The organism is uncultured Psychroserpens sp., from assembly GCF_947494225.1.
In the GTDB taxonomy this organism is placed as follows: domain Bacteria; phylum Bacteroidota; class Bacteroidia; order Flavobacteriales; family Flavobacteriaceae; genus Psychroserpens.
Genome location: NZ_CANLUG010000006.1, coordinates 230,002 through 246,727 on the forward strand (window position 1 = coordinate 230,002; position 16,726 = coordinate 246,727).

Here is a 16,726-nt window from a genome sequence, read left to right on the forward strand (position 1 = left end):
GTTTAATGTTTTGGTGTACGTAGTACTTTTTGCGCTTCTAAATAGTGTTTAACGGCTAATAGCGCTGCGATTTCTGCCTCGGTCTTTTGCTGATTTAATAAATCTTCTGGCGCATAGTATCGCTTAACAAAATGGGTGTCAAAATTCCCGCTTCTAAAGGCATCATGTTGACAAACATAAGTTCCAAAAGGTAATGTTGTTTGTATGCCTTCTATGTCATAATTTTCAATGGCTTTTAGCATTAAAGAAATGGCCTCGTCTCTTGTTTTTCCGTATGTAATGAGTTTAGAGATCATTGGATCATAGTAAATAGGAATTTCCATACCTTCTTCAAACCCGTTGTCTACACGAATTCCATCGCCTTCTGGAAGTTTATAAGTATTCAGCGTGCCTACACTCGGTAGGAAATCATTTAGAGGATCTTCTGCATAGACTCTTAATTCTAAGGCGTGACCATGAATTTTAAGATCGTCTTGCTTTATAGGTAATGTTTCACCTCTGGCTACACGAATTTGTAGTTCAACCAAATCAGTATTAGTGATAATTTCCGTAACTGGATGCTCAACTTGTAAGCGCGTATTCATTTCTAGGAAATAGAAATTGTGATCATCATCTAATAAAAACTCAACGGTTCCAGCGCCAACATAGTCGCATGCTCTTGCCACTCTAACGGCAGCTTCTCCCATTTCAGCGCGTAGTTTTGGAGTAAGAACACTCGAAGGCGCTTCTTCAACCACTTTCTGGTGTCGACGTTGAATACTGCATTCTCGTTCAAATAAATGAATGATGTTGCCATGGGTATCTGCCATAACTTGTATTTCGATATGTCGAGGCGAGGTCACATATTTTTCGATAAATACAGAACCATCACCAAAGGCGTTAACTGCCTCGCTAATAGCACGATCCATTTGAGATTCAAACTCGCTTTCTTTTTCTACAATACGCATTCCTTTTCCGCCACCTCCAGCAGAGGCCTTAATTAAAATTGGAAAACCAATGGTTTTTGCTATGTTTTTCGCTTCTGGAATATCTGTAATGGCCTCGTCTGTTCCTGGAACCATTGGAATATCATAGGCTTTAACAGCCTCTTTAGCCGCAAGTTTACTTCCCATGACTCTTATGGCTTTAGATTTCGGGCCAATAAAAGTAATATTGTTCGCTTCGCATAGTTCTGCAAAATCTGCATTTTCACTTAAAAATCCATAACCAGGATGTATACCATCTACGTTTAGGTTTTTAGCAACTTCAATGATTTTATTTCCTAACAAATACGATTGGTTGGAAGGTGCTTCGCCTATTAAAACGGCTTCGTCGGCAAATTTAACATGTGGTGACTGTCTGTCTATTGTAGAGTATACAGCTACAGTTTTGATTCCCATTTTTTTTGCAGTTCGCATGACACGAATGGCAATTTCTCCACGATTTGCTACTAGTATTTTCTTCATGTACTTTACAGGTTATTAGGCTTCAAATTCAATAAGTAATTGGTTTTTGTCAACAGCATCACCTTTTTCTACAGAAACAGACTTTATGATGCCTGCTCTAGGAGAAGATAGAACGTTTTCCATTTTCATGGCTTCTAAAATTAAAAGGGTATCATTTTCTTTAACTTCTTGACCAATTTCAACATTAATTTCAAGAATTAAACCAGGCATTGGAGCCTTAATGTTGTTAACGATTTTAGAACTTCCAATTTCAAACCCCATTTCCTTTATTAAAACATCTAACTCATTGTTAATGTTTATGTTATAGGTGTTATTGTTAATTTTTACTTCAAATGATTTTTTATAAAAATCTTCAGTAATTATTTCAGCTTTATAAGAAGAGTCGTCATGTAAAACATGATAATTATTGTTTGATAATTTAACGCTATTAAGATGGGAACTATCTGTTTCTGAAATATCAAAATCGAATGATTTATTGACATTAACCTTAAAGGATTGGCTCATTATACTTTTTTTAATTCGGCATAAAGATAATAAATTATAGCACTTTCGTTTGATCGTTTTTAGGATTAAAATTAGAATTCTCTTGATGGATTTTCATGGCTTTGTGCGATAAGATTATACCAAGAATAAGTGATATAAAAGCACCAACCCAAATTCCAGGAACAAATTCGATGAACAGGAAAAAATCATATAATCCATGAAATGTAACAGCTAATAATAGTCCTAAGAGATTTAATCTAATTCGATGTTTTGAGAATTTAGCTTTCCCCATGAAATACCCCATGAGAATACCAAAAGTTGCATGAGCAGGAACTGCTGTAAAAGCTCTTAAAAGACCTGTGGCGTAACCGCCTTCAAGAACATAGAGTACATTTTCCGTTGCGGCGAAGCCCATAGACACCATAACGGCATACATAATACCATCAAAGGGTTCATCGAAAGCATCTCTTGGTTGCGCAAAAAACCTAACAATAATGTACTTACTAAACTCTTCAGTAAGTGCAACAACTAAAAAGGCTTTTACAAATTGTTGTGGCACACTGTACTTGTCTTCAAGAGGCAATAAAATATCAAATCCGACATAAATGAGCGTTGTAATAATAATGCTTACGACGGCACCTAATAAAAAACTTGACAATAATAATCCTTTCGGTTCCTTATCATATTTATCTTTAAAATACACATAAAGAATAATGATAAAAATTGGGCCAAGAGCTATAAGCAATAAATTAATCATAAGTTGAAAGTAATGAAAATTATGTTGAGAGCTGCTTTTTTATAGCTTCTAAAACATAGTAATAATACGGTTTATTACTAGAAATGAAATAATTGATTTCATCACTAGACTCTAATTTTTTGATAAATTCGGCAATAGATACAAACTTTAGGCGCTCGACTTCATTTTTATTCGGACTGAAATCATCTAGTGTTAAATTGGTTTTCGCAATGTAGGTATTGTGAAATTCATTGTCGACAATACCATTTGGGTATGATTGAAAACATTCAAAAACACCAATTTTTATAAGGGCTTTTTCCGAAATCGCAATACCAATTTCTTCTTTAATTTCCCTAACCGCAGCTTGCTCTATGGTTTCACCAGAATCTACGTGACCAGCAACAGAAACATCCCAAAGTAATGGGCAAATGAGTTTGGTAGCTGCACGTTGTTGCAGTAAAATCTCACCTTCAGAACTAAAAAGCCATACATGTGCTGTGTGATGGAAATGACCTTCAATATGGATTTCAGATTTTAATGCCGAAACACCAATTAACTTTCCATGTTTGTCGACAATGTCAATACGCTCTTCCAAAATGGTTCTATTTACAATACAGATTTTATACAGTTCACAAGTTTGTCAAAGTCATCTTCGGTATTAAATAAATGACATGATATGCGAATAAATTGTCCTCTAAACGATAAAAATATGTGCTGTTCTTTCAAGGCTTTTTTGAGTTTTTCGCGATCTAAATTTTCTGGAAGTTTAACACCAAATAAGTGATGTGTTCTATAGTCTGGGTGTTCAATTTTACATCCTAAATTAATGAGTTCATTTACTGCGTTGGAAGCTATAGCCTTGCAATACTCTTGAATGACTTTTGGCGACCAATCAATGATTTGTTTTAGAGCTGCAATTTGCATTTTGACATAAATAAAACTTCCACTTTCACCAGCTGTGTATCTATTTGCTAGTGGTTTATATCTTGATTCGTAATTGGTAAGACCTGCAAAATCTTCACTATTCAAGCGGTTTGCCCAATTGTTTTCTATAGGTTCTCCGTTATCAAAGTAATTCCCATAATAAGCATAGGCACAACCATAAGGGCCAAATAACCATTTGTAGCCTGCACAAATCAAGGCGTCAGGTTGAATGTCTTTAACTGAAAAAGGAAAAGCACCTATAGTCTGGCTTCCGTCAATTATGAGTAAAGCATTATGCTGTTTGGTTTTTTCTCTAATCGCCTTAAGATCGAATATAGTACCATTAGACCAATGAATATTTCCAAGAGCAACTAAAGCCGTATTCGCTGTAATGGCATCGAGAATATCTTGATTCCATTGTTTGCCATTATTGTTTTCTAGATTCGGACTTTCAATAGTGGTGATTTTGGCGTCATAAGTAGCTGCTAGTTTCCTCCACGCATAAATGTTACTCGGAAATTGCTCATCAATTACCAAAATTTCATCACCCGAATTGAGTTTAACATTATTAGCAACGGTTGCCATTCCATAAGATACTGACGGAATTGTAGCAACCCTATCTGGTTCATCTGTATCAATAAGTTCTGCGAACAAACTTTTGAGTTCAATGACAGGATCAAAAAAATCTGAAATAGGTATAGTATAAGGTTTACTCTTTTGAAGGACCGCATCTAAACCTGCTCGCTCAATAGCCTTAAAAGAAGGGGAGAGGCTAGCAATATTTAAATAGGTAACCTCTTCCGAAATACTAAATAGATGTTTTTGATGTTGTGTACTCATAGTTTATTTATTCAAAATACGAAAACGTCTCTCCGTCTTTAATTTTTAAGAGTGTTTCGTAGATCATTTTGATTACATTTTCAACGTCCTCGCGATGTACCATTTCTACAGTGGTATGCATATAACGTAAAGGCAATGATATTAAGGCAGAAGCAACACCTCCATTGCTATAAGCAAAGGCGTCTGTATCTGTTCCTGTAGCTCTTGACAATGCAGAGCGTTGGAACGGTATTTTTTTTGCTTCGGCTGTTTCAGTAATTAAGTCACGCAATTTTTGCTGTACTGCTGGAGCATAAGCAACAACGGGTCCTTTACCAATTTCTAAATGACCTTCTTTCTTTTTGTCAATCATTGGTGTTGTAGTATCGTGAGTTACGTCTGTAACTATGGCCACATTTGGCTTAATAGTTTCGGTAATCATTTGAGCACCTCGCAATCCAATTTCCTCTTGAACAGAATTGGTAATATATAAACCAAAAGGTAGGGTCTTTTTATTTTGTTTTAATAAACGTGCCACTTCGGCAATCATAAAACCACCCATTCTATTGTCTAAGGCACGACATACAAATTTGTTTTTGTTTAGGACATGAAATGTATCGGGATAAGTGATAACGCACCCAACATGAATGCCTAATTTTTCAACTTCCTTCTTATTAGAGCAGCCACAATCAATAAAAATGTTTGTAGGTTTTGGCGCTTCTTCTTTTGCTCTACTTCTTGTGTGAATCGCAGGCCAGCCAAACACACCTTTAACGATTCCTTTTTTGGTATGTATGTCAACAATTTTACTTGGTGCGATTTGATGATCACTTCCTCCGTTTCTAATCACATAAATTAGTCCGTTATCAGAGATGTAATTAACATACCAAGAGATTTCATCGGCGTGCCCTTCAATAACCACTTTATACTTGGCTTTAGGGTTAATAACACCAACGGCTGTCCCGTAGGTGTCTGTGATAAATTCATCTACATAAGGTTTTAAGTAATCCATCCAAACTTTTTGTCCGTTCCATTCATAACCAGTAGGAGCGGCATTGTTTAAATATTTTTCGAGGAAATCTAATGATTTTTTATTCAAGATACTTTTTGATGCCATAGGTGTTTTAATATTTGTATTTCCGTAAAAATAAAAGGATTTATTAAGTATTAAAACCTTACTGAATTAATTTTTGTAACAAAATGAACTATTTTTACACATATCACCTTATATATTAAATTTAAACAAAAACAGATGAAGCTAGTCATTAAGGATTTAACAAAAACATATAAAAATGGAGTCAAGGCCATTGACAATCTCAATCTTGAAATAGGAACTGGAATGTTTGGGTTACTTGGCCCAAATGGAGCAGGTAAATCGTCATTAATGAGAACGATTGCTACGTTGCAAAGTCCAGATTCTGGCTCAATCATGTTTGGAGATATTAATGTTTTAGAAGATAAAATGTCACTTCGAAAGATTCTGGGTTATTTGCCGCAATCATTTGGTGTGTATCCTAAAATGTCTGCCGAGGCTTTGTTGGATTATTTTGCATCCTTAAAAGGTGTGACTTCAAAGAAAGACAGAGCTGCACTTGTTGCCGAAGTCTTAGAAATTACAAACCTAACAGATGTTCGTAAAAAAAATGTCGCAGGATATTCTGGTGGAATGAAGCAGCGTTTTGGTATTGCTCAACTTCTGTTGAATAGCCCTAAATTAATTATTGTAGATGAACCTACTGCAGGTTTAGATCCTGCTGAAAGACATCGATTTTTAAATGTTCTCCGAGAAGTAGGAACTAATTGTACTGTGATTTTTTCAACGCATATTGTTGAAGATGTTAAAGAGTTATGTAATGAAATGGCCATTTTAAATGGCGGACGAATATTAAAACACTCAACGCCGTCAAAAGCAAGAGAAGAATTGTCTGGAAAAATTTGGACTAAAATTATCGATCGCGACAATTTAGAAGAGAACGAAGCGAAATACAATGTACTATCTTCAAATTATAATGAGGACAATACATTGAATATTAGAGTGCATGCTGAGACATTACCAGATATAGATTTTAAATCTGTTGAACCACAATTAGATGATGTGTATTTTATAGCGTTAAAGCAGGATGAACCTGTAATGAACTAATTAAATTTCACGCTAAACTTTAAAAACACACACTATGTTTTCTACTATATTTTTTCATGAATTAAGGCATTGGTTAAAAAAACCAGCTTTCTATATATACATGGCAATTTTCTTTGCGTTAGCTTTGTTTATTGCAGCCGCTAATGCAGGGATATTTGATAGTTTGACAGCAACAACAGGTTCGTCTCGAATTGTAAATTCACCTGTTGAAGTTGCTAGTTGGTTTATTTCTTTATCTATTTTTATTTTCTTTTTATTCCCGTCTATCATAGGTGTGTCTATTTATCGCGATTATAAAAGTGAGATGCACACGATTTTGTATTCTTATCCTTTTACAAAAGCGAATTACTTATTTGCTAAATTTTTTAGCGCAGTTCTAATAGTAACGTGTATTGTATTAACCATTGGTATTGGAATGTTCATTGGTTATCGTATGCCAGGAACAAATGCAGATTTAGTAACTGCTTTTGATTTTAAATCTTATTTTAACGTCTACTGGGTATTTATTTTACCAAATATATTATTGTTTGGGGCCATAGTATTTGGTGTGGTTACATTCAGCAGAAATATCGCGGCAGGATTTATAACCGTTATCTTGTTATTGTTTGTTCAAGGTGTAGCCGAGAGTTTTTTATCTGATCCTGAACATAGATATTTAGCAGCTTTAGCCGATCCTTTTGGAGGTGCTGCCATGCAATATTACACACGATATTGGACAGTTGCAGAACAAAATGAATTGCACTTGCCTATTAAAGAAGTGATTTTATACAACCGTCTAATTTGGTTAGGGGTTGCGAGTGTCGTTTTTGGACTTGTATTTAGCTTTTTTAAGTTTAGCCAAAACGCGCTATCGTTTTCTCTATTTAAAAAACAGAAAGGCGAACGCTCTATAAAAAGTAATTTTGGTGGCATTACGAGAATTAATTTGCCTAAGGTAAAATTTGATTACTCCTTTATTCATAACCTAAAAACAACTTGGAAAATATCGAATGTCGAGTTTCGACATATTTACAAGAATATACCTTTTTATGCTATCATATTGTTTGGCTTGATTCTTATTTTGATTGGACTATTTGATGTTGCGAACCCTTTTGGAACTCCTACGTATCCCAGAACTTGGAGAATGTTAAGAGGAAGCGGCGGATTTAAACTTGCCATAAACATTTGTACGTTTCTTTATGCAGGTATTTTGGTAAATCGCAGTAAAACTGCACGAATGAATGGTATTGAAGATGTGACACCTATTCCTAATTGGTCACTGTTTTTATCAAAGTTTATTGCGATTATAAAAATGCAACTTTTGTTGTTGGCAATTGTTATGATTGCAGGAATATTATTCCAATTATATAAAGGATATTATGATATAGAAATTGGATTGTATTTAAAAGAACTGTTAGGGTTAAGACTTATAAACTATGTGATTTGGGCATTATTAGCTCTTTTTATTCATACATTATTTAGAAATCTATATTTAGGTTTATTCGTATTGATTGTAATTTCGGCTGGAATACCATTTTTGAGTTTAGCAGGAATTGAAAATGATTTATTTAAATATAATGAAGGACCAGGATTTAGATATAACGACATGAATGGTTATGGCGATTCTTTAGGCCGTTACTTACTCTATAAGAGCTATTGGGTTTTAGGAGGTTTAGTATTATTTGTGATTGCTGGTTTATTTTGGGTGAGAGGACTTCCGCATTCTTTTGGAGAACGTTTTAGGCTTTCGATTTCAAGATTTAAACTACCAGTAGTGTTAACGTTGTTGGCATTTTTCGCAGGCTTTATTTTGTTAGGCTTTCGAATTTATAAAGAAACCAATATTGAAAATGAAGCATTTTCTTCAAAAGAGGTCGAAAAACTAAGAGTAGATTGGGAGAAGACTTATAAAAAATATGAGAATGCGGCACAACCAAGAATTATTTCGGTAAAAACAAACCTAGATATATTTCCGAAGAAAAGAGATTTTAGTGGTTCTGGAGAATATGTTATGGTTAATAAAACAAACCAGGCCATTGATAGCATTTTCTTAAATCATAATGACTACCCAAGTACTTTCGAGTTTGACCGAGCTAATGCTTTGGTGTCTGAGGATACCTTGTATGATTTTGATATTTATGAGCTTAAACGCCCATTAATGCCTGGTGACACAATGAAGTTGCACTTTACGGTTAAAAACAAACCAAATACTCTAATTACTAGGAATTCACCGATTATAGCGAATGGAACGTTTATCAATAATTTCCAATTATTTCCAAGTTTAGGTTATGATGGAGGTCGAGAACTTACAGATGATAAAACACGTAAGAAATATGATTTACCACCAAACAAATTGAAACCACATCCAAGTGACTCTACAGCTCTTGGTAATACCTATATTTCTAAAGATAGTGATTGGGTTGATTTCGAAGCTACGGTTAGTACTAGTGAGGATCAAATTGCCATTGCACCAGGCTATTTACAAAAGGAATGGGTAGAAGATGGACGTCGTTACTTTCATTATAAAATGGATAGTAAAATTTTAAACTTTTATGCATTTAATTCTGCCGAATATGAAGTGAAACGCGATAAATGGAAGGACGTTGATTTAGAAATTTATTACCATAAAGGTCATGAATACAATTTAGATAGAATGATGCGTGGAATGAAGGCATCATTAGAATATAATAGTGAGAATTTCAGTCCGTATCAACACAGACAATTGCGTATTATAGAGTTTCCAGCAGGTGGCTTTGCACAGTCGTTTCCTAATACGATTCCATTTTCAGGAGATGCTGGTTTTATTGCTGATGTAGATGATAGTGATGAAGGAGGTGTAGATTATACTTATGCAATTACAGTGCATGAAGTCGCGCATCAGTGGTGGGCTCATCAAGTGATTGGAGCCGATGTTTTAGGAGCTACAGTCATGTCTGAAAGTCTGTCGGAATATGTGTCCCTAAAAGTTCTTGAAAAAGAAATCGGGAAAGCACAAATGCGCAAATTTTTAAAGAAAGCACTTGACGATTATTTGACGTTCAGAACTTTTGAAAGTAAACGAGAGAAGCCGTTAATGTATAATGATGGGCAAGGCTATATACGTTATCAAAAAGGGTCATTAGTGCTTTACGCCTTGAGTGATTATATAGGTGAAGATGTACTTAATAATGCGCTTAAAACATATGTAGAAAAGGTGAAATTTCAAGAACCACCTTATACAACTTCTATTGATATGGTAGACCACATTAAAGCCGTTACTCCAGATAGCTTACAATATGTCATAAAAGATATGTTTGAGACCATCACCTTATATGACAATAGCATTGTTGAAGCAACTTCTACGGAAATGGATAATGGTAAGTATAAGGTTGATATTGAATTTAATGTGAGTAAATATCGCAATGACGAAAAAGGAAGACGTTTTTATTCTGAAGCAGATAAAGATTCAATATCATTCACACCAGAAGGAAAAGATACGCCATTGTTATCTGTGCCTTTAAAGGATTATATAGATATTGGGATTTTTGCGGAAGATGATGTTGATGGAAAAAAGAAAGAACGAATGTTGTATTTGGAGAAGCATAAGATTACGTCTATAAACAACAAAATATCAATCATAGTTGATGAAAAACCAGCTGAAGTTGGTGTGGATCCTTACAATAAATTAATTGATAGGCGCTCTGATGATAACCGTAAAAAATTAAAACCTTAAAAACTATTTAAGATAGAGCCCATAAACACTTTCGTTTATGGGTTTTCTGTTTATTTTTATATAATTATAATATTAACACGAAATAAGGGTTTTTAAACTAACAAATAATTAATTTTGAATATCTAAAGTGGAACGGTTTTGGCTGTAAGATTACATATGAGATTATTAGTATACATTGCTTTGTGTTTTCCTTTGTGCCTTTTTGCTCAGATTGAACCCGTGGAGCAGGATTCCACCTTGGTGCAATATATTTATGTTGAAGGAGATTCTATTGTAAAGGAGGCTATAGATCTAAATGAGGTATTAGTATTAAACAAAATTAATTTTTCAGACCGAAAAGAGCGCGTTCAATATTTAATATTAAAGCGAAAAACTTTAAAGGTTTACCCTTATGCGAAGTTAGCTGCAGATCGGTTAACAACTTTGAAACAGCGCTTAGAAACGCTCGATAAAAAACGAGATAAAAAACGGTACGCTAAAAAGATTCAAAAGTATATTGAAGATGAATTCTCGGCAGAATTGAAAAAGTTAACACGTACTGAAGGTCAGATACTAGTTAAATTAATTCATCGGCAGACGGGAAAAACAACGTTCCAACTCATCAAAGAATTACGAAGTGGTTGGCGTGCTTTTTGGTTTAACAGTACTGCCAAGTTGTTTGACATTTCCTTAAAACGTGAATTCAATCCAATGGAAGTGAAAGAGGATTTCTTTATCGAAGATATTTTAGAACGCGCTTTTCAGGATAGACACTTAGAGCGCCAAGAACCAGCAATCGATTTTGATTACTACGATTTATCAGATAAATGGTTGAAAAATAAAGCTACTGCAGAAACTAAAAATTAATGCGCACCCAATCGCCTTTTGAAGAACGTTTAAATGCCTGGAGTCATGGTATTGGTGCAGCTCTCGGTATTGCAGGCTTGGTTTTACTTATTGTTTTTTTAAAGCGAGAAACGCCATATGGCTTGTTTAGTGTTATTGTTTATGGGATATCCATCATCGTTTTATTTCTGGCCTCTACATTTTATCACGCTGTTAAAGGAGATAAAAGAAAGCACTATTTTAGAATTGTAGATCACATTAGCATTTATCTGCTTATCGCTGGAACCTATACACCAGTGCTTCTTATTATGTTACCCGATAGCTTAGGGTGGTTACTTTTTTGGGTGGTTTGGGGTATTGCCGCTTTTGGAGTGATTCTTAAACTATTTTTTACAGGTAAGTTTGAAACATTTTCTACGCTATTATATCTTGTGATGGGCTGGCTTATTGTTTTTGATTTCTCCACATTGGCAGATAGGTTGGATACTAACGGACTGTATTTGCTATTTGCAGGAGGTTTGTTATATACGGTTGGAATTGTTTTTTACGCTATTGAAAAAATCCCATATAATCATGTAATATGGCACTTGTTTGTACTAGGTGGAGCAATTTGTCATTTTTTTATGGTTTACTTCTATGTCATTTAATTGTATATGAAATATCATTACTTACACTTAATTCTTTGCTTCTTGCTGTTGCCTTTTACAATGAATTCACAGGAAAAAGTGTATGAAGCTCTTGGTAATGCAATTTTTGAATCTGCTGTCGCTAACGACACAATTGCATTTAAATCTCTTATTGTCCCAGAGCAGTTTTACGTTAAAATGGTAAAGAAACTCTGTGAAACAGAATGTACAGATGAGCAGCTAAAACAAGCGCTTACTAGAGTGCCAGAAATGTATAAAGGTTTAGTTGAAGGTTCTTTTATGATGACTTTTTTTAGCTTAACTAGTAAAATTCAAATCTTTGAATTGAATTCAAAAAATATCACAAACTATCAGGTCTTAGAAAGTACTGATAAGATAGAGAAAGATATGGGAATTCAAAGAGTTATCGCAACAATCGATCATTCGAAACATAAATATTTTTCCTTCGGAATGGTGGAATATAACGGACAATATTATGTCGTAGATCAATTAATTAGTATTTCTGAAACAAACCCATATGAAAAGCGAGCGTTTATTGAAACAGTTAAACTTTCAGCAAATAAGGAAGGTCACCTTGAATCAAAAGGAACGTATCGTATCGATTCTGAAACTGCTGATGCCGATCTTTTTCAATGCTTTCTGGACAATATGATAATGGTTGGTGTTACTGAAACTGAAATAAGCGAAGATGATTCTAAAGTATCTTTTGTTAAAGGAACTTGGGAATTTCCTTATCGCGTTAATAAAACAGATGACTATATTGGTTTAATCGAATTTAGTTTCGAGTTTTCAATTGAAAATGGCGTATTTCAGTATAGGTATTACAACTATGTACATAACAAAGATGATTCAGAATATCAATCGTTAGGTATACTACCTTTTACATATAATGAAGAGGTTGCTAAAGTTTTCAATAAGATAAATTTTAGTGAGATTCTCTACGATATTGAATTCAATCTCAAGATTGCGCTCATACGTTTTAAAGAAGCTGTAGACGCTTGTCACTAAACATGCTGGTCTATTAAAATGGCGTTTCCATCTGGATCCAACATCACTATACTAGCAGGTCCTGTTGTAGATTCATCGGCTTCACTTTGAAGGTCAATTGATTTAGATTTCAAATGCTTTTGAATACTTCTTACGTCATCAAATTCGTCTAAAGTATTTGCGTTTTCGTCCCAACCTGGATTGAACGTTAATATATTATTGTCAAACATTCCTTGAAATAAACCTACTAAAGCGTTTCCATTTTTCATGATAACATAATTACGTTCAATATCACCTGCAAACACAGTAAATCCTAAGGTTTCATAAAATGTTTTAGAGGCATTAATATCTTTTACAGCTAGACTAATTGAAAAGGCTCCAAGTTTCATATTATTTTGTTTTAAGTTAATCATTTAAAGATATGAATTTTATGCGGCAAGCACTTTGGTTTATTAAGAATATACCAATGAACATTACAATTTGTAATTGTAGGATGTTAACTTTTTATAATATCGCGATAGTCCTCAAAGAAGGCTTCAAATTTCCCCATGGTTTCATTAAAGAAAACCATAACCTCTTGCCAAGAATTTTTATTGTGAATAGAAACTTTTCTATCTAAAGGCAAGTATAGTCTAGAAATTTCTTTACCATTTTCTAGGTAAAATTCTTCTTCAAATATAACGTTAGGGATGAAATCATCTCTTAAAATAGATTGTAATGATTCTAGTTTTTCCCAACAAGAAATTCGATTTTCTAAATCATCTTCTAAGTCTAAAGCAACCAATGCTTTTTTTGTGTCAAAATGAAACTTAAAGGACAGTCCTTTTATTTTGGTGTCATATAAGATCCATTTCCGAGGAAATGATTTCCCAAAACTTGTCCAAAACTCTTGCCTTAGCAGGCGACTTTCTTCTTTTGAAAACATAATACTAGATAAAATAAGCAATACCTACACCAAGAATAATAGCCACTAATTTAGACAAGTTAAATTTATGGCCTTCGCTACTTTCAAATAATATTGTTGTTGAAATATGAAAGAAGATACCAATTACAATGGCGTTTATCATATTCAAATATTCGGCATTTAAACTTGTTGCGTTTGAAATATAAGTACCTAAAGGTGTCATCGCTGTAAAAACAGTCAAAAAGACTATAATTTGAAGTTTGCTATAGCTAGATTGTAGCAAGAACATTGTCAAGAGTATGGCAATAGGAATTTTATGAACGAGAACACCATAAACCATATCGTTGTGTTGGTGGATTGGAAATCCTTCTAGAAAACTATGAATACATAAACTTATAAATAGTAACCATGGAAAGTTGGTTTCATTTTTATGAATATGAACATGACCATGCTCGGCACCTTTAGAGAAAAACTCTAAAATGATTTGAAGTAATATACCAGACATAATGAATAGTCCTGTCTGCTTGGTATCAAGATGATGATAAACCTCTGGTAAAAGATCAAAAAGCGTAAGAGCTAATAAAAAAGCACCACTAAAAGACAATAGCAGCTTCGTATAAGAGTTCCTTTGTTGTTTAAATATAACAACGATTAGGATTCCTAATACAACCGCATAAATTGGAAATAAATAAGTATTCATACCTGTTATTTAAAAACCATTACTAGACGTTCTGACGTTTTGCTATGGAACTTTTTTAGTTTGTAATCACCAAAGACGTCCAGCAAATAAACACCTGCTTTTTCAAAAAGGATCTCGAAATCTTCTAACATAAATGCCTTAACGCGCTCCTGAAATTGAAAATCCTGACCTTCTGCAGTAAAAGAAACATCTTTAATGATATACCCATTTTCCAATCTTCTTTTCTGATGAAAATCAATACCTTCAACCGTTTTCGTGTCTTCTGCAACAAGATGATCAATGACATATTGACTATTCATGAAATCTATAACACCAAACCCAAATTCATTTAAATTTGCTTTAATGGCTTGTATAGTTCTTAGATTGTCTTCTTCATTTTCAAAGTAACCAAAGCTAGTGAACAGATTAAAAACCGCATCAAATTGCTTTTTATAAGGTTTGCACATGTCATGAACTTCAAAATGAAGCGTTTCATTTTCAAATTGTTTGGCATATGCAATACTGTTTTCAGATAAGTCTACACCTGTAACATCGTACCCCAAACTATTTAGGTATACTGAGTGCCTTCCTTTTCCGCAAGCCAAGTCTAAGATGCTTCCCTTTTCAGGGACATTGAGGTATTCTGTGAGATTATCCATAAACACTTGTGCTTCAGTATGGTCTCTGTCCTTATATAAAATATGATAGAATGGCGTGTCAAACCATGAAGCGTACCAATGTTGCGTGTCTTTTGTCATATCTAGGTCCTAATAAATTAGGAATCTCATTTTTAATTCTTCTTATAAGCCACAAAAATACTTTATTTTTGCAATCTATTAGTCGTACAGCATGGAGAATAATTATAAAATGGTAGCAAAAACCTTATATGGTTTTGAAGAATTATTAGAGCGAGAACTCATTCAATTGGGTGCGATGGACGTAAAGAAAGGTGTTAGAAATGTGAGCTTTGTTGGTGATAAGGGCTTTATGTATAAAGCCAACCTAGCGTTACGAACTGCGATAAAAATATTAAAACCTATAAAAACATTTCGTGTTTTAAACGAACAGGACTTGTATGATCAGGTCTATAAAATGTCGTGGAGTAATTATATAAAACCAACGGGAAGTCTTGCTGTTGATGCCACTGTTCATTCTAAGGCATTTACACATTCTAAGTATGTTGCGTTAAAAACAAAAGATGCCATTGTTGACAAATTTAGAAGCACAGACGGCCAGCGACCTAATGTTGATTTGCGTTTCCCTGACTTAAAAATTAATGTTCATATAGATCGTCAAGTATGTACGATTTCTTTAGATACTTCGGGAGAATCTCTGCATAAACGTGGTTATAAAACAGCCACTAATATTGCTCCAATAAATGAAGTGTTAGCGGCAGGACTAGTAATGTTATCTGGTTGGGATGGACAATCTGATTTTATGGATCCTATGTGTGGTAGTGGTACTATTTTGGCGGAAGCGGCTATGATTGCTTGTAATATTCCTCCAAATTTAATGCGAAAAGAATTTGCCTTTGAACGTTGGCAAGATTGGGATGTAGATTTATTCGAAAAAATAGAAGAATCCTTGCTAAGTAAAACTAGAGATTTTCATCATAAAATGATTGGTTATGATAAATCACCTAGTGCTGTAACTAAGGCTAAAGCTAACTTAAAGAATGCACATTTAGATGAGTTTGTTAGCATCCAACATGAAGATTTTTTTAAAACTCAAAAGGCTGGAGAGAATAAGTTGCATATGGTCTTTAATCCACCTTATGGGGAGCGTTTAGATATTAATATGGAAACGTTTTATAAGGAAATCGGAGATACGCTAAAACAAGGATATCCAGGAACTGATGCTTGGTTTATTACATCTAATTTAGATGCTTTAAAGCATGTAGGTTTAAGACCTTCTCGTAAAATTCACTTGTTTAATGCTAAACTAGAATCAAGGTTAGTAAAGTATGTAATGTATGAGGGAAGTAAGAAAGGTAAGTATATGAATAACTAAATTTACATAATGATGAAAAAAGTGCTCTTATTAAGTTTCATGATTTTTGCTATGGCAACTTCATTTGGACAAGAACTAAAATGTAAAGAATTTAGAACTGGAACTTTTGTGATTCCTGCAACAGAGCATGTTCCTAAATCTACATTAAAACGATCTGAAACGTCTCAGTTTGAATCTATCTCTAAAGATGATTATATGGTGTTGGATATAGAGTGGATTGATGATTGTAATTACGTTTTAAAAACCAACGTAGAAAAAACACCATCAAAACGACTTACTGATATTGATAGAGCAATTGATAAAAATGGAGGTTTACGAATTGAAATGCTTCGAACTGTTAAGGATACCATGTTTTTTAGAGCAAAAGCCACTTTTAATGGTAAAGAGTATCCAATAGATGGTTACCAGATTAAAATTAGTGACGATTTCAATTAGA

At 34.0% G+C, this 16,726-nt stretch carries 17 protein-coding genes; 7 read left to right on the forward strand and 10 right to left on the reverse strand.

Annotated features, from left to right (window positions below; genetic code table 11):
* Positions 1-2: 2 nt before the first annotated feature.
* From accC to Q0893_RS14560, 6 genes are read right to left on the reverse strand one after another with little or no spacing between them, the layout of a single operon-like run.
* Positions 3-1,445, reverse strand: a complete 1,443-nt coding sequence (gene accC / locus Q0893_RS14535; RefSeq protein ID WP_299276957.1) for an acetyl-CoA carboxylase biotin carboxylase subunit — start codon at positions 1,443-1,445, stop codon at positions 3-5.
* Positions 1,446-1,460: 15 nt separating this feature from the next.
* Positions 1,461-1,949: an acetyl-CoA carboxylase biotin carboxyl carrier protein subunit gene (locus Q0893_RS14540; RefSeq protein WP_299276960.1), complete on the reverse strand. Its 489-nt coding sequence runs from the start codon at positions 1,947-1,949 to the stop codon at positions 1,461-1,463.
* Positions 1,950-1,983: 34 nt separating this feature from the next.
* Positions 1,984-2,685: a PrsW family intramembrane metalloprotease gene (locus Q0893_RS14545; RefSeq protein WP_367180671.1), complete on the reverse strand. Its 702-nt coding sequence runs from the start codon at positions 2,683-2,685 to the stop codon at positions 1,984-1,986.
* Between the two features lie 19 nt (positions 2,686-2,704).
* Positions 2,705-3,259 (reverse strand): NUDIX domain-containing protein, encoded by a 555-nt coding sequence (locus Q0893_RS14550; protein WP_298902825.1) that lies wholly within the window; start codon positions 3,257-3,259, stop codon positions 2,705-2,707.
* Positions 3,260-3,270: 11 nt separating this feature from the next.
* Entirely contained in the window at positions 3,271-4,428 is a 1,158-nt protein-coding gene (locus tag Q0893_RS14555; protein WP_299276964.1) for an aminotransferase class V-fold PLP-dependent enzyme, read from the reverse strand.
* 7 nt (positions 4,429-4,435) lie between these two features.
* On the reverse strand, positions 4,436-5,524 hold the full coding sequence (locus Q0893_RS14560; RefSeq protein ID WP_298902823.1) for a M42 family metallopeptidase: 1,089 nt from the start codon (positions 5,522-5,524) through the stop codon (positions 4,436-4,438).
* Positions 5,525-5,659: 135 nt separating this feature from the next.
* On the opposite strand from Q0893_RS14560, the gene Q0893_RS14565 reads away from it, so the two are divergent.
* The 5 genes from Q0893_RS14565 to Q0893_RS14585 all read left to right on the forward strand — a co-directional run bounded on the left by Q0893_RS14565 (position 5,660) and on the right by Q0893_RS14585 (position 12,718).
* Complete coding sequence (locus Q0893_RS14565; protein ID WP_299276967.1) at positions 5,660-6,547, forward strand: ATP-binding cassette domain-containing protein; 888 nt, start codon at positions 5,660-5,662, stop codon at positions 6,545-6,547.
* Between the two features lie 34 nt (positions 6,548-6,581).
* A complete protein-coding gene (locus Q0893_RS14570) occupies positions 6,582-10,238 on the forward strand; it encodes a M1 family aminopeptidase (RefSeq protein ID WP_299276970.1) in 3,657 nt (1,218 codons plus the stop codon).
* 156 nt (positions 10,239-10,394) lie between these two features.
* On the forward strand, positions 10,395-11,084 hold the full coding sequence (locus tag Q0893_RS14575; protein WP_299276973.1) for a DUF4294 domain-containing protein: 690 nt from the start codon (positions 10,395-10,397) through the stop codon (positions 11,082-11,084).
* Entirely contained in the window at positions 11,084-11,710 is a 627-nt protein-coding gene (locus Q0893_RS14580; protein WP_298902817.1) for a hemolysin III family protein, read from the forward strand. Before Q0893_RS14575 ends, Q0893_RS14580 begins: the two co-directional genes overlap by 1 nt.
* Before the next feature lie 60 nt (positions 11,711-11,770).
* Positions 11,771-12,718, forward strand: a complete 948-nt coding sequence (locus Q0893_RS14585; RefSeq protein ID WP_299276978.1) for a hypothetical protein — start codon at positions 11,771-11,773, stop codon at positions 12,716-12,718.
* Here Q0893_RS14585 and Q0893_RS14590 read toward each other — a convergent pair.
* The 4 genes from Q0893_RS14590 to Q0893_RS14605 form a co-directional block, all read right to left on the reverse strand.
* Positions 12,715-13,086: a VOC family protein gene (locus Q0893_RS14590; RefSeq protein ID WP_298902814.1), complete on the reverse strand. Its 372-nt coding sequence runs from the start codon at positions 13,084-13,086 to the stop codon at positions 12,715-12,717. The genes Q0893_RS14585 and Q0893_RS14590 overlap by 4 nt on opposite strands.
* 107 nt (positions 13,087-13,193) lie before the next feature.
* Entirely contained in the window at positions 13,194-13,622 is a 429-nt protein-coding gene (locus Q0893_RS14595; RefSeq protein ID WP_299276982.1) for a DUF4268 domain-containing protein, read from the reverse strand.
* Positions 13,623-13,626: 4 nt separating this feature from the next.
* Positions 13,627-14,301, reverse strand: coding sequence for a ZIP family metal transporter (locus tag Q0893_RS14600; RefSeq protein ID WP_298902810.1), 675 nt, complete (start codon positions 14,299-14,301; stop codon positions 13,627-13,629).
* Between the two features lie 5 nt (positions 14,302-14,306).
* The gene (locus Q0893_RS14605) at positions 14,307-15,038 is read right to left on the reverse strand and encodes a bifunctional 2-polyprenyl-6-hydroxyphenol methylase/3-demethylubiquinol 3-O-methyltransferase UbiG (RefSeq protein WP_299276986.1); all 732 of its coding nucleotides are present in this window, start codon (positions 15,036-15,038) and stop codon (positions 14,307-14,309) included.
* A gap of 91 nt (positions 15,039-15,129) precedes the next feature.
* Between Q0893_RS14605 and Q0893_RS14610 the strand changes: the two genes are divergently transcribed.
* Positions 15,130-16,290: a class I SAM-dependent RNA methyltransferase gene (locus Q0893_RS14610; RefSeq protein WP_299276989.1), complete on the forward strand. Its 1,161-nt coding sequence runs from the start codon at positions 15,130-15,132 to the stop codon at positions 16,288-16,290.
* Between the two features lie 9 nt (positions 16,291-16,299).
* Complete coding sequence (locus Q0893_RS14615; protein WP_299276992.1) at positions 16,300-16,725, forward strand: hypothetical protein; 426 nt, start codon at positions 16,300-16,302, stop codon at positions 16,723-16,725.
* Position 16,726 lies beyond the last annotated feature (1 nt).